Origin of the sequence: Cytobacillus sp. S13-E01 (genome assembly GCF_029193815.1) — a bacterium.
In the GTDB taxonomy this organism is placed as follows: Bacteria; Bacillota; Bacilli; order Bacillales; family Bacillaceae_L; genus Bacillus_BV.
On the sequence record NZ_JARFVC010000010.1, the window covers coordinates 38,522 to 52,465 of the forward strand.

General features: G+C 36.0%; 14 protein-coding genes. 2 read left to right on the forward strand and 12 right to left on the reverse strand.

Annotation, left to right across the window (positions count from 1 at the left end):
* Positions 1-33: 33 nt before the first annotated feature.
* A complete protein-coding gene (locus PY093_RS09105; protein ID WP_275645579.1) occupies positions 34-423 on the reverse strand; it encodes a globin domain-containing protein in 390 nt (129 codons plus the stop codon).
* Positions 424-644: 221 nt separating this feature from the next.
* On the opposite strand from PY093_RS09105, the gene PY093_RS09110 reads away from it, so the two are divergent.
* Complete coding sequence (locus PY093_RS09110) at positions 645-1,913, forward strand: hemolysin family protein (RefSeq protein WP_275645580.1); 1,269 nt, start codon at positions 645-647, stop codon at positions 1,911-1,913.
* A gap of 425 nt (positions 1,914-2,338) precedes the next feature.
* Here PY093_RS09110 and PY093_RS09115 read toward each other — a convergent pair whose 3' ends face one another.
* Positions 2,339-2,725 (reverse strand): hypothetical protein, encoded by a 387-nt coding sequence (locus tag PY093_RS09115; protein ID WP_275645581.1) that lies wholly within the window; start codon positions 2,723-2,725, stop codon positions 2,339-2,341.
* Positions 2,726-2,844: 119 nt separating this feature from the next.
* The gene (locus tag PY093_RS09120) at positions 2,845-2,991 is read right to left on the reverse strand and encodes a hypothetical protein (protein ID WP_275645582.1); all 147 of its coding nucleotides are present in this window, start codon (positions 2,989-2,991) and stop codon (positions 2,845-2,847) included.
* 117 nt (positions 2,992-3,108) lie between these two features.
* Here PY093_RS09120 and fumC point away from each other — a divergent pair, with 117 nt between their 5' ends.
* Positions 3,109-4,497, forward strand: coding sequence for a class II fumarate hydratase (fumC, locus tag PY093_RS09125; protein WP_275645583.1), 1,389 nt, complete (start codon positions 3,109-3,111; stop codon positions 4,495-4,497).
* Between the two features lie 101 nt (positions 4,498-4,598).
* Here the strand turns inward: fumC and PY093_RS09130 are convergent, their stop codons facing one another.
* The 9 genes from PY093_RS09130 to PY093_RS09175 form a co-directional block, all read right to left on the reverse strand.
* Entirely contained in the window at positions 4,599-4,814 is a 216-nt protein-coding gene (locus tag PY093_RS09130; RefSeq protein WP_275645584.1) for an alpha/beta-type small acid-soluble spore protein, read from the reverse strand.
* Positions 4,815-5,536: 722 nt separating this feature from the next.
* Positions 5,537-6,637 (reverse strand): ABC transporter ATP-binding protein, encoded by a 1,101-nt coding sequence (locus PY093_RS09140; RefSeq protein ID WP_275645586.1) that lies wholly within the window; start codon positions 6,635-6,637, stop codon positions 5,537-5,539.
* Positions 6,638-6,743: 106 nt separating this feature from the next.
* Positions 6,744-7,661, reverse strand: a complete 918-nt coding sequence (locus PY093_RS09145) for a PucR family transcriptional regulator (RefSeq protein ID WP_275645587.1) — start codon at positions 7,659-7,661, stop codon at positions 6,744-6,746.
* A 127-nt stretch (positions 7,662-7,788) separates the two neighbouring features.
* Positions 7,789-7,977, reverse strand: coding sequence for a hypothetical protein (locus PY093_RS09150; protein ID WP_275645588.1), 189 nt, complete (start codon positions 7,975-7,977; stop codon positions 7,789-7,791).
* A gap of 278 nt (positions 7,978-8,255) precedes the next feature.
* On the reverse strand, positions 8,256-8,465 hold the full coding sequence (locus PY093_RS09155) for a YheE family protein (protein ID WP_275645633.1): 210 nt from the start codon (positions 8,463-8,465) through the stop codon (positions 8,256-8,258).
* A gap of 13 nt (positions 8,466-8,478) precedes the next feature.
* Positions 8,479-9,672 carry a YheC/YheD family endospore coat-associated protein gene (locus tag PY093_RS09160; RefSeq protein WP_275645589.1) on the reverse strand — a complete coding sequence of 398 codons (1,194 nt, stop codon included), beginning with the start codon at positions 9,670-9,672 and terminating at the stop codon, positions 8,479-8,481.
* Positions 9,669-11,030, reverse strand: a complete 1,362-nt coding sequence (locus PY093_RS09165; protein ID WP_275645590.1) for a YheC/YheD family endospore coat-associated protein — start codon at positions 11,028-11,030, stop codon at positions 9,669-9,671. Before PY093_RS09165 ends, PY093_RS09160 begins: the two co-directional genes overlap by 4 nt.
* On the reverse strand, positions 10,999-12,117 hold the full coding sequence (locus PY093_RS09170; protein WP_275645591.1) for a YheC/YheD family endospore coat-associated protein: 1,119 nt from the start codon (positions 12,115-12,117) through the stop codon (positions 10,999-11,001). The genes PY093_RS09165 and PY093_RS09170 overlap by 32 nt, the downstream gene beginning before the upstream one ends.
* Before the next feature lie 6 nt (positions 12,118-12,123).
* Entirely contained in the window at positions 12,124-13,500 is a 1,377-nt protein-coding gene (locus PY093_RS09175) for a YheC/YheD family endospore coat-associated protein (RefSeq protein WP_275645592.1), read from the reverse strand.
* Positions 13,501-13,944: the final 444 nt, after the last annotated feature.

Below are 13,944 nucleotides of genomic sequence, written 5' to 3' on the forward strand. Positions count from 1 at the left end.
ATATATATCTTTAAAAAAGAAGTTGCTTTAAAATCAATCTTCAGCATTTATCATAATGGTTGCGACCTGTTTTAATCTGTCATAAAATTGGATAGCAGCAGCAGTATCCTTTAAGCCTATTTCTTCAAAAGCCTCTTTCATACAGTGTAGCCACGCACTTGCACGGGTTGGTGTAATTTCAAATGGTAAATGTCGTTCACGCATTGCTGGTGGGCCAAATTCGTTACTATATAAAGCTGGACCCCCTAAAAATTGTGTAAGGAATAATGTTTGTTTTCTCTTAATGTCCTCAATATTACCTTCGAATAAAGGACTAAGCACTGAATCAGCATATACCTTTGGATAAAAAGCATTTACAAGTCTCTCTAGTGTCTCAGCCCCACCAATACGTTTGTAAAGTGATTCCATCGTAAAATTCGTCATGCTAGGGTCACTCCATTCCTAATTATATTTGAAACTATATCAATAAATAGATAAAGAAGATGTGATTAGAATCACAGTGCCATGGATGTGGTACAATAGGTACTAAGTTTCCATTTCCGTTAATGTTTGCTATTATATTCTTAACCTGCTTTTTTCTAATGGTTGTTACATAATAGGGGATATAACATATTTTTATATAATTTATAGGAGAGTGAACATTCTTGGCCGAATTGCCACTGAATACCATTATATTATTAGTTGTTTTGATATTTTTATCTGCATTTTTCTCTTCTTCAGAAACAGCTTTTTCAAGTGTAAACAGAATAAGACTTAAAAATTATGTAGATGAAAATCGACGTGGAAGTAAAAAGGCATTATATATAAGTGATAACTTTGATAAGGCATTATCGACAATCTTAGTAGGAAATAACATTGTTAATATAGCAGCGGCATCGATTTCAGCTAAAGTTGCAACAGATTTATTCGGAGGTAATACAGGATTAGTTGTTAGTACAGTTGTAATGACGATCTTAATATTGATTTTTGGGGAAGTACTCCCAAAGTCATTTGCAAAGGAAAACGCAGAATCATTTACTTTACAAATTTCTGGTGTATTATTGCTGTTAATGAGAATCTTTACACCGATTACATACTTATTTGTACTATTAAAAAATATGGCGTCAAAACTCATTAAAAGTACGAATGAATCACCTTCTGTTACTGAAGAAGAAATCAAAGTGATGATCGACCTTAGCGAAGAAGAAGGTGTTATTGATAATAAAGAGAAAGAACTTGTGCACCGTTCTTTAGACTTCAATGATATTTTGGTTGGTGAGATTTTAACACCGAGAATAGATATGAGTGCAATCGAAGTTTCTCAACCTATAGATGACGTACTGGCAATGTTTTTAGAGGAAAGGTATTCAAGGGTTCCAGTCTATGAGGACAATATTGATAATATCATTGGCGTTTTATCAGAGAGGGAGTTTTTAAGTCACCTTGTTCAAAAGAAAGAGATCATTATTCGTGAGTTAGTAAGAGACCCGTTTTTTGTTGTCGAATCAATGAAAATTTCCATGCTATTACCAGAACTTCAAAAAAGTAAAACACATATGGCAATTGTTGTTGATGAATTTGGAGGTACATCCGGACTTATTACTTTGGAAGATATACTTGAGGAAATCGTTGGTGAAATCTGGGATGAACATGATGAAAAGATAAAAATCTTCAATAAAATTGATGACAACAACTATGAATTTAATGCCGAAATTCCATTAGATGAATTTGTGAAAATCATGAATGTTGAAGAGCCTGAAAGTACGTATCATACATTAGGTGGCTGGATATTTGAATCAATTGAAAGAGTACCGTCAAATGGCGAGCAATTTGATTATGTAAATCTTACTCTAACCGTGACTGAGGTTGAGAACCGCCGCATTCGCAAAGTGATGGTTAATATTAATGGCTCTGTAGGAGAGACTGCTGAATAGAAGAAAACGAGTGTGAAACCGGTATGGTTTACACTCGTTTTCATTTAAAGATAAGGAAGTATAAAAGTTTATACCTAGTTTTAGTGTCTAGCTCCGGGCGCCATCGGCTCTATGGTATAAGCCAAGCCCTTCCCGAAGGCAAAAAACGCCTTCAGTCAGGGCTCGTCTTATGCTTGTCACCGAAAGGCGGGCGCGCCTTGCGCTTTTCTTATTGTTTAGGAAATTATAAAATTGTAAGGTTGTGTATAACTTCGTGTCTCTGTCTATCTACGTCTAGCTCCGGGCGCCATCGGCTCTATGGTATAAGCCAATCCCTTCCCGAAGGCAAAAAACGCCTTCAGTCAGGGCTCGTCTTATGCTTGTCACCGATAAGCGGGCGCGCCTTGCGCTTTTGTTCTTTGCATGTAGGTTGGTACTAATTTTAATTAATGTACTATTTGGTTCAATGTGTTTGGTAATCGAATCGGTTTATCTGTAGGTTGTCTATTTTTAAACGAATGATATTCAAATACCTTTTGATGGGGTGCTGCAACATAAAGTTCTAAGATATGCTCACCACTTTCACCCTTTGTTTCAAGATGAAATGACAGGTCATGTATCACTAACTCATAAAAATTAAACCTCAAGTCTAGAAGCTTCTTTGTTTTATAAGTCACATCTGGGTGTGTTGCAACAAAGGCTGCTAGATCCTCTAATGATACCGTTGGTTTTTGGAGAAGGTATTCTACATTTTCTTTAACTACGTGAGATGTTTGTCCTACAGTTGTTTTAAGCGTATCCACTACTTTTGCTAATAAGTCATTCACATTCATTGAAGGCTACTCTCCCATATACATTATTAAGTGTAAAAAGCTAAAGCTTTCACTTTTTACACCTATATTACTATATATAGTAACCAACAGTCATAAAATGTTACATGTTTGGTTTATTTCTATTTCTCATCGTACTCTTGTAATGCACTCTGCTTAGCTTGTTCCATATAGTAAATTTGTGGAAAACGAATATGGACTATATATTCATGAAAAAGGGTATAAGAGATAAAAGAAACTAGTTTCCAGTCAATTGAATCGAGCATCATGTAAAAACCCCATTCCTTTTACAATAATATATGGTGAGTTAAGTTTGTCTGATACATTTGATTTCACTAAATCAAAAAGAATTTAGTAACCAAAATAAATTTAAGAGGGTGCTAATCGTGAGTTATCGAGAAGAAAAGGATTCTATTGGTATAGTCCATGTACCTATCGAAAAGTACTGGGGGGCACAAACGCAACGAAGCAAGGAAAACTTCGCTATAGGCATTGAAACGATGCCGATTGAGGTCATTCAGTCCTTAGCCTTAATAAAAAAGTGTGCAGCTATAACAAATAATCAGCTAGAAAAATTAAGTGATGTGCAAAGTGAAGTAATTGTTGAGGCAGCAGATGAGATACTTTCAGGAAGTCTAGATGATCACTTTCCACTCGTTGTTTGGCAGACAGGTAGTGGGACACAAACAAATATGAATGTGAATGAAGTAATTGCCTATAGAGCAAATCAAATTGCAAAAGAAAAAGGGTACAATCTAACTGTTCATCCAAATGACGATGTCAATATGTCACAAAGTTCAAATGATACCTTTCCTACAGCCATGCATGTTGCAGCAGTCAAAGCAATAGAAACTAGGCTATTACCATCATTGGGTTCACTAAAAATAATCCTTGAAGAAAAGCAAGCCGCGTTTAATAAGGTGATAAAAATAGGTCGGACACACTTACAGGATGCCACTCCATTAACCGTTGGCCAAGAGTTCAGTGGTTGGGTGGAAATGATTGCAAAATCGGGAAAAATGATAAGGGAAAGTTCTAATTATTTGAAGGAACTTGCTATTGGAGGAACAGCTGTGGGTACAGGGATTAATGCCCATCCAATGTTCGGGAAAGTAGTGTGTGAACAGCTTTCAAAAATGACAGATTATCCGTTTGTGAGTGCTTCTAATAAGTTTCATGCGCTAACTAGCCATGATGTAATAGTCCATTCACATGGCGCAATAAAAGCACTTGCGGCAGACTTAATGAAGATTGCAAATGATGTTAGATGGTTAGCAAGTGGTCCTAGGGCAGGAATTGGAGAAATTACAATTCCAGCAAATGAACCAGGAAGTTCAATCATGCCTGGTAAAGTGAATCCTACCCAAAGTGAAGCATTAACAATGATTGCCTGCCAAGTATTTGGTAATGATGCAACAATCGGGTTTGCAGCAAGCCAAGGAAATTTTCAGCTAAATGTCTATAAACCGGTTATTATTTATAATTTCTTACAATCTATCCGATTACTTTCTGATGGGATTGATTCTTTTAATGAGAGGTGCGTAAAGGGAATCGCTTTAAATAAAGAAGTTATCGAAAAGAACCTTACAAATTCCCTAATGTTAGTAACTGCACTAAATCCACATATTGGCTATGAAAAGGCTGCTGTCATTGCTAAATTCGCTTACAAGGAAAAGTTAACGCTTAAAGAGGCAGCTGTTCGAAATGGGGTATTAACAGAGGAACAATTTGACTTGTTGATAGACCCGTCCAAAATGATCAACCCACAAGAATAAGAAAAGCGCAGGTCGCCCGGTGCTAGATACTAAAACTTGGTATAAGAAAGGCCCCAAGCTGTAAGCTTGGGGCCTAAATCCATATTATGAAGTTTTAATTATTATTGGTTGAAACCGCCCATTTGTTGTTGAGCTAAAGATACTAAACGCTTAGTAATCTCTCCTCCAACTGAACCGTTAGCACGAGATGTAGTGTCAGCACCAAGGTTTACACCAAATTCTGATGCAATCTCAAATTTCATTTGGTCAATTGCTTGTTGTGCTCCTGCTACTAGTAATTGATTTGACGAATTGCTTCCTGATGATTGGTTTGCCATGTGTAATTCATCTCCTCGAAAATTTTTTTGGTTTTGGTTGGGTTAGCTGGGGTTGCACCAGCAAATGAAGTAATTTCATTGCCTCTTTTGGGCTTAACCCATCGATGTAAGTTTGTTTTTGTTTTGTTTGCTGTACTATTTATAATGTTTCATTTTTCATTTTTTATACTGTTTTTTTTAAAACTTTTTTTAGAGATACTTGTTTCTTGCTTGTTGCTTTTGTGTGCTGCTTGTTTACTAAATAGTATGGTGAATTTTTATTGTTCTATGTAAAAAAATAAGAGGGAATTTATTCCTATTAACTTTGGTACATAACAACCTAATTTGGTCAAAAGCTATTGGTACAGTTAAAAATTAAAAAACAAGGATGGATTACAATGTATATTTGCCCACTCTGTAATGGATTCGGGATCAATAAACCTTTTAAGTGTATAAATTGCAGAAATGAACTTGAAGATTCAGGCCGGATAATTGATTATTTCGATGACTATAGTGCTTACATGGAAATTGATGATATGAAGAAGATCGATGGCTATCCAATAACTTTTAGCCAACATGAATGTGCCCATTTATTTTACTGTACATCATGTGGGACGGAGGAAGTTAAACTTATTAAAGAATAAAAAAAGTCGCCGGAAGGCGACTTTTCTACTTTATAGGTAATTAAGAATCGAACTTAGTTTTAGTGTCTAGCTCCGGGCGCGCCTTGCGCTTTTGTTATATTATGGACGAATTCTGCTTTCAGTTTCAACATCAAAGAAATGAGCTTTGTTCATATCAAGGGCTAGCACAAGCTGTTGACCCGGTTTAACATCTGTACGTGAATCAACACGTGCAATAAATTCTTGGCCAGATACTTGAGAATAAAGCATGGACTCTGCTCCCATTAATTCAGCCACTTCAATATTAGCCGTGATTTTAGAACCTTGAGATGCTTCAATGAAAACAGGCTCATCGTGAATATCTTCAGGACGCATACCAAGAATGACTTCTTTATTTGCATAACCTTTATCACGTAAAATTTTCATTTTTCCTTCTGGCACTTTAACTGAAACATCTCCGATAATAAAAGTATCCTCTTTTAATGACCCTGTAAAAAAGTTCATTGCAGGTGAACCGATAAATCCAGCTACGAAGACATTTTCAGGATTATCATAAACATCCTTTGGAGCCCCAACTTGCTGAATAATACCGTCTTTCATAACAACTAATCGAGTAGCCATTGTCATAGCTTCTGTTTGGTCATGTGTTACGTAAATAGTAGTAGTTTGTAAACGGTGATGCAGCTTCGAAATTTCAGCGCGCATTTGTACACGAAGCTTTGCATCAAGATTTGATAATGGTTCATCCATTAAGAATACTTTTGCATCACGAACAATAGCCCGTCCTAAGGCAACACGTTGACGTTGTCCACCTGATAATGCTTTAGGTTTACGATCTAAGTATTCCTCAAGTCCTAGAATACGAGCTGCGTCTTTAACACGACGGTCAATCTCATCTTTAGAAAACTTACGAAGCTTTAGACCGAAAGCCATATTGTCGTATACATTCATATGTGGATAAAGTGCATAGTTCTGGAAAACCATTGCGATATCACGGTCTTTTGGAGCTACATCATTAACACGCTTTTCGTCAATATAAAAATCGCCTTTTGAAATTTCTTCAAGGCCAGCAATCATACGAAGTGTAGTTGATTTACCACAGCCTGATGGTCCAACAAAAACGATAAATTCTTTGTCTTGGATATGAAGGTTAAAATCTTCAACAGCTGTAACCTTGTTATCATAAACTTTATAAATATTTTCAAGTTTCAATTCTGCCATTACTATTCCCCCTAATGTAAACGTTTACTTATACATAGTGTAGCCTAGTTGGCCATTTACGGTAAACGTCATTATGCACAAATAAAGCAGATTTGGTTGTGCATGTCTACGAATCCGGAGGTTCATTGAAATGTTCGATAACTAAAATTGCTAGAAATACAGTAACCGCACCATGAAAATGTTTTATATCAATTCCTGTTTGTTCTATAAATTTATCTATTCGATACTGTAGACTATTTCGGTGCATGTAAAGCTTCTTAGCTGCCGATGAAACATTTAAGTTGCTTTCTAAAAATACTTTTATAGTCTTAAGTTGGTCGAGGTCATCTTGTAGATTTGGAAGTAAAACATTGGAAATTTTTTGTCTCTTTATTGGGTCTACATTCTCCAATAAAAACAGGGGAATTACATCTTGGATAGAGAATACCTTTTGTTTGTGGATATATTTCATTGCTGTTTTAAAGCACAGTCTTTCAAATTCAAATTGCGATTTAACATCACTATCTAGTGAATATATTTGACCAGTTAACATGTTAACATCGAGGTAAAAGTCACTTGTAAATATATCAACAACATCTTCTAAATTTGTTATTTCTGTCATATACTGATCATTCATTTTTTCAATAATAATACCACTATGTGTATTTTCCCAAACAACAATGACCTCGGAAGGGAATAGGGATTCAGTAGCTAGTTGGAAATTCTGTTTGTCAGAAATGGCTTTACTTGTAAAAAAATGAATGAATCTACATCTTGAAAAATTAGAGCGCGGCACATTGCGATTACTATCGCCTGAGTATAAATATTGATACCACCGGGTTTGTTCTTCTGTCATTAAATTAGGCGGATAATCATCAGTCTCAAAAAGCGTTCCAAGAAGCTGTGCCTCTTTTTCTGATATAGCGTTCTTTCTTATTCCGAACAGGGTACGGCTATCTGATGAAAACCATAGATAATTGTCGTCAAAAGCTGTGTCTGCAACTATTAAAGCATCCTTATAGTGTCTCTTAAGTTTTTCAAGCATCGTTTATATCCCTTCAAATATTATTCTATTTTAATTATAACAAATAAACCTGGGATCTTACCCATATTAGAGTACAAGTAACTAAAAAAGAGTGAGGCAAAGTTGCCTCACTCTACAATAATTTAACTTACCCATTTTCCATATTTGCAGGAGGTTCTTCTGTCTCAAAGTCACGAGCTTCTTCAATATTGGTAGATCCGTGTTTTCGATGAACAGTGCCACCTGCCATTCCTTCATTTATAAACCTGTCAACATCCATCAATACCTCATCCTTACCTTCATAAAGTAAGTCTTTTGAAACTTTACGCTTGGTCATTAAAATGCCCTCCTTCATTTGGTCTACTAAGTAGTGTGTGAAGGAAAGGACATTTTCATTATAGCGTAGCTAAAAAAATTATAAAGTGAAACTTCAAATAGTGAGGGTTTCTTCATTCCCCACTAATTGCTAGTTGAACTTTTAACGCTAGGTAAGCATGCACGTCCTGTGCGCCGGCGGACCGCGCTTGGGACAGTTTGATCCCCCGCCTAAACTTCCTCAAATTCCCTAAGTTTTGAGGTGGGGTTTTTACTGCTTTTTAAGCGTGGAGGATAAACTTACTCGTATACATGGAAAAGCATTAGCTCATGTATCTGAGTGTTCAATTGTTGCTCAGATTCAGTAGGTGGGACTTGTGATGTCCATTCAATATGTCCGTCCTTATGATAAATTCCAAAATATGCTGTACCTTTAAAGAAAAAAGAAAACCGCCAGCCAGGTAATTGTTTATTTTCAAATAAAGGCTTCCATTGGAAGTGAGAAAGCATCATGTTTTCCTCCTTAATGATTATGAGGCTTTGCCCTCATTATAAGGAGTTTGGACAAATTTTCAAGTCCTTTGTTTTTAATATCGGGTTCATCAAATACCATCGGCTTTGAATTCACTTCATAAATATAGTAATTACCATCAATGGCGGATTTTCCTATATCGACTGAAAATTCTCCAATGAAAGATCCGGTCTCGGTTTCTAATTGTTTCCCAATACTATTGACGATAGAAGCTATTTTGGCTTTATCTACCCGATCAGCTAGTTTTTTGAAGGGAATAATACGACCTCCATTTGGGACATGTGTAGTTACCTCTTGATTGCCAGACATTCTAACACCAATTCCACTAATATGGTAGTCTTTTTCTTGATAATGAGCGAGAATACGCAGATCATATCTTTTGCCATTAAATGTATCAGACTTTACAGCCTCTTGAATAATATATGGGGTAGATTCAATCTGTTTTTTTATTTTGTCCCAAAGGCGATCAAGATTATCGTACGTAAAGCTCTCTTTTGTGTGTAATAATGTAATATTTGTTGGAGCTTCCAAAATGATTTTATATATTCCTTTTCCTTTATGTCCTTCACTTGGCTTTAAATATATCTCGTTATAGGTTTGCAGCATAGATTGCAAATTGGAAAATGAAGTGTGGAGTTCTGTCTTTGGGATATGATCATAAAGAGATGGGTTTTTTATGAGCATTTTAAACGTTTCCCATTTTGAAAAAAATGAACGGTTAAAGTAAGGTATAGAATTGTTATCAAGGAAAGAAAAGGTGTTGGAATAAAGCGACTTTTTTTCCAATAGTCTTGAGGGAATTCGATTATACACGACATTTGGCAATGGTGAAGTTACTTTAATCCATTTTTTAATAGCTGACACATAAAGAAAACCATCCATTCCTTTTTTATCAATAGTTGATGGAGTAAAAACTACACATAGAGCTCCATATTGCTGCAAAGATAGAGAAAGCAAACGAAATGTAGAGGAATTTCCAATCAGTTCCTTTTTATTACTCTCTCCGGCAAGAATCCCAATAATTGGCCCTAGTGAAATGCCATCAAAAGAAATGGGAAAAGGGAGCGAGTTATTTGAGATGCTCCCTGAATAGCCAATTTCACATTTATTTTTACCCCATAACAAGACATGTTGGACCTCGTTTTGTAACCACTTTTTTGCAGTAGGATCATAGTAGATTTTCATGACTGAAGCAAATCCTCTGGCTTTTTAATCGTTTTTTCAGTAAGATGTACGGCATAATCCATGGATAGCTTTCTTGAAAGTAAATCATCATGTTTTAATTTTGGATGTGAGAATATTGAGCGACCCGGCTTTGAATTTGCTTCAAATAACCATACATGATTATTTTTATCGATACCGAGGTCGAAACCTATTTCTCCAATATTTCCTTTAACGTTCTGATCTATCGCAGTACTTAGAAGAAGAGAAGCTTGTTTTAACTGATCCAATACTTTTGTACTTTCTTCTTTAGTTAAGAAGATTTCATCAACTGTTTTTACCATTCCACCATTATTAAGATGTGTGGTTACACTGCCTCTACCAGCAATTTTCCCTGCAATCACACTTACCTTCCATCTGCCATCGCTATCTTTATTTGTATGAACTCTAAAGTCGATTGTTTTATGGTCACTACGAAGCAAAGATATACCTTGCTGGACAATATAATCCTTTAATCGTTTTTTTCTGAAAATATAGTTGATAAGTGATTCTAAGGAAGAAAACTTTTGAAGGCGATTTTCAAATTGCTCATCATTATATCTACAATAATATACTTCTTCTTCTCGGGAATATATTAGTTGATAAACTCCAAGGCCAAGACTGCCATTTGCAGGTTTTAAATAGACATGTTGGTATTTTGAAAGCATGATTTCGATACGTTCTATTGATGGGTTAATATGGGTTTCTGGTAGATAATTTGAAATTGACTTATCATGTTGAAGTAATTGATGAATCTCCCATTTATTGAAGAAACCTGGATTGAACCAAGGGATTAAATATTCCTCATGTAGTCTCTGTTTGATTTTTTGTAATGTCTTATGGTTTTCAGTTTTTCGATTTGGCAGGCGATCATATACCACATTCGGAAAAGGAATATCAGCTTTCTTCCAACCATTTTTATGGAAAAAATAGCCGTTGATGATGCCTTGTTCCCAATTAATTTGATGGGCGCCAAACACGAATGCAAATGTCCCAACTGATTTTTCAATAGTTAGGAGTTTAGCAAAAAAGAGGGAACGTTCACCAATTGGTCGTAAGAGTGAGTCTGTAAATCCAGCCGTAAAAATACCAACTAAAGGGCCAAGATATACTGTATCCTCATGGAAAATGAGGTGTGTTGATCCTTGATGTGGTAGTTTAAGTTCAGTAAATAAATCTTCACTAATGAGGACCTCGTTATGGTGATGCTGTAAAATAGTACAATCAGTTGAAAAAGTTCCAAACGCTACTTTGTTTATTTGATCTGACTCTACCGCAGTTTTAGGTAAATAGAGTGTTTTTTTGGTTTGATCAGTTATTTTGAGTGGATATAATGCTTTCATTTATTTCAACCCCTTTTAACGAAGCCTGTTTTTCAAGATAGGTACAATAACGAAGCGGTGATTTATATAGATCCTCATTCTTATTTATATCTGTTTGCAGGACCACCTTTCTACCAGGCTTTGAATTAACATCTAAAATCCAAACTCCTCCATCAGTGCCTAGGCCAATATCAATTCCAAGCTCAAAAAGGGAGCCGAAATGTGTTTCAACTACTTTTGGAACGTGCCGGATAATTGTATCAATACCATCAATAAGTAAGGTTTGCTTAGAAAGTGGGACAGTTTTTAGCCATAAATCAAATTTGAATACCTCACCACCAGCACTTACATTCGAAATGAGATAATCTGGTTTTCCCTTTCTAACACCGCGTCCTTGCTCAATCCATTCTCCGGTTTCATTTTTTTGAAGTAAAATTCGAATGTCGAAAGGTCTATTTTCGCCATCCTGGAGGGGGAGTAATGATTGGCAAAGGTAGAATTGAGAGGATATAAGCTTTCCAAGCCATCTACTAAATTCATTTTTTGAAGAGAAGTTTTTTACAATCCTACTTTTATCTTTGTGTGTGAGCACCTCTACGCCACCTTTAGCCACAATTAACCCAACAATACCTTTTCCTTGCGAACCACTTTCAGGCTTTAAGAGGATCCTTTTTTCTTTAATTAGCTTATTAATGATGGAAGACACAGAAGTTGCCTTTACTGTAGCTGGGGTATAGGCGCTAAGAGTCTCATTTTCCTTTAAAGTTTTGTAAATATTCCATTTATTAGGTAACCCGTGTCCGATGAAAATAGAAGAAGGCCGATTTTTTAACCAACTCATGATAGGCTGACTTCGTTTAGAGATTTCGTCACCGTTCGTATAAAAGCACCGATCATATAAGTAGACTGGAAGTGGGAACACCTTCGATTCCCATTGCTTTGTATTGCAATTGAAGACCTCTCCATGAACATTTTCGGTAGCAGGATCAATTGATGTTGGTGTGAATCGATAAACAGTTATGTTAAAAAATTCTGCTCGTTTTGCAATTTCTGTTATATACTTATTTTCTTGTGAAGGATGTAACGTGATAAATCCGAATGTTATCAATAACAATCACTCCTTTTTAGAGAAATTAGTCAAGTAGAGGCAATGTTGAATGATTGCCTTTGCTGATGGTCTTACTTTTGATGAGATATGTTCAGGGTCTTGGTCTTTGGATGGCTTTGTATTCACTTCAATTACCCAGGGTACTCCATTAATATCTAGGGCTAAGTCAATGCCAAGTTCTCCGTAAAACCCTTCACAGGAAAGTGAAATAATATCTGCTACCTCAAGCGCTAGTTCTTTCAACATTTTTTTTATATGATTACTTGTTTTTTGATCAAAGGTATCTGACAAAATAGTTGATAATTTCATTAACTCTCCGCCTCTTGCTAAATTCGAAACAAATTGCTCCTTTGAGGATACCCGCGCAATAGCAGAGGTGATTGCCCACTTGTTATCAATCGTCTTATGACATAGAAAACGAAAATCAAGGGGTCGATAATTATATAATAGTAATGGTAGACCCTGTTGGGCCACAAAGCCTTGTTGATTTAGCCTTGAACGTAAAGATTGAAAAAGTGCAAGAAATGAATCGTATGTCTGCTCAATATCTCCAGTAAATGTAGTGTAATCGAGATGGTAATTAGATTCTTTTTTAGTGATTCGAAAGATCTTACGGCCTTGGCTACCATGAATCGGTTTTAAAAAGACACAATCATGATTATCTACCATTTCTTCAAGTACTTTCCGAGAAGTTAGTAGCATTGTTTCGGGTATATAGGGTGTTATATGATTGTGCTCTACTAATAGTTCATGAACTTCCCATTTATTTAGAAAATGATCATTAAAATAGGGTGTAGTAGTCGATTTCAGATCTCTGGTAAATTCAATAAACTTAGTTGATTGCTCCCTTTTTCGTGTATGAATCCGATTATGAACAACCTGAGGGAAAGGGACTGGTGTTTTGATCCATTTGTTATTATTAAATACATATCCTACAAGATTCTCTTTATCCCAATTATTCAGTGAAAAAACGTAAAAGAAGACGCCAGTCGAGTCACAATAGTAGGCAAGTTCTTCACAGAATGCTTCAATAGATCCTAAAGAAACAGTTTCTCCTTTCTCTTTGACTTCAGTCATTACAGAAACTATAGGGTTTAGAGATAATTCATTGTGATTGGTCTTAGTAAGTGAGATTGTAAATGTAAATTCGGTTGGCAGATGTAAGGATTGTAGCAAGGTCTTACTACAATACATAATTGAGTCACTCTCTTTTATAGATACGATTCGAACCCGGTGACTATACCTACTACAAGTTAATTGATGATCTTGATTTGAAGATAAATGTAGGGCCTTCATAATTTGATCACTTACTTTTATAATGAAGGGTCGTCCTAGTGATTCATCGGGAAGTGGTCTAATTTCAAGCTGCAATTTTGTAGACATGTTAAAAACCTCATTTGCCGACTTGTTAAACAAGCTTTATAATTTATGTGTGAATCAAAAATTGGTGGAATCGGGAACATGTGCATTATTTAATTAAAAAAGTATAAAGTATTGATGCTTAGTTCCGTGTGCCCTCCGCTTTTCTTAATGTTAAGGAATTATATAATTGTAAGGGTGTGTATAGCTTTGTGTTTATGTCTATCTACATCCAGCTCCAGCGCCCCAACGACTAGTGGACTTCCCTCTCCTCCTTACGATAAGTCAACATCGAATCGCTTTCGCTCTTCGTGTTTCCTTTATCTCATGCGGATCAGTCCAGTCCATACGTCGCTAAGCGGGGCGCCCTGCGCTTTTGTTAAAAGATAAGAAAGTATAAAAGTTTGTACCTAGTTTTAGTGTCTAGCTCCAGGCGCCATCGGCTCGAGGTCATAAGCCAATCCGTCC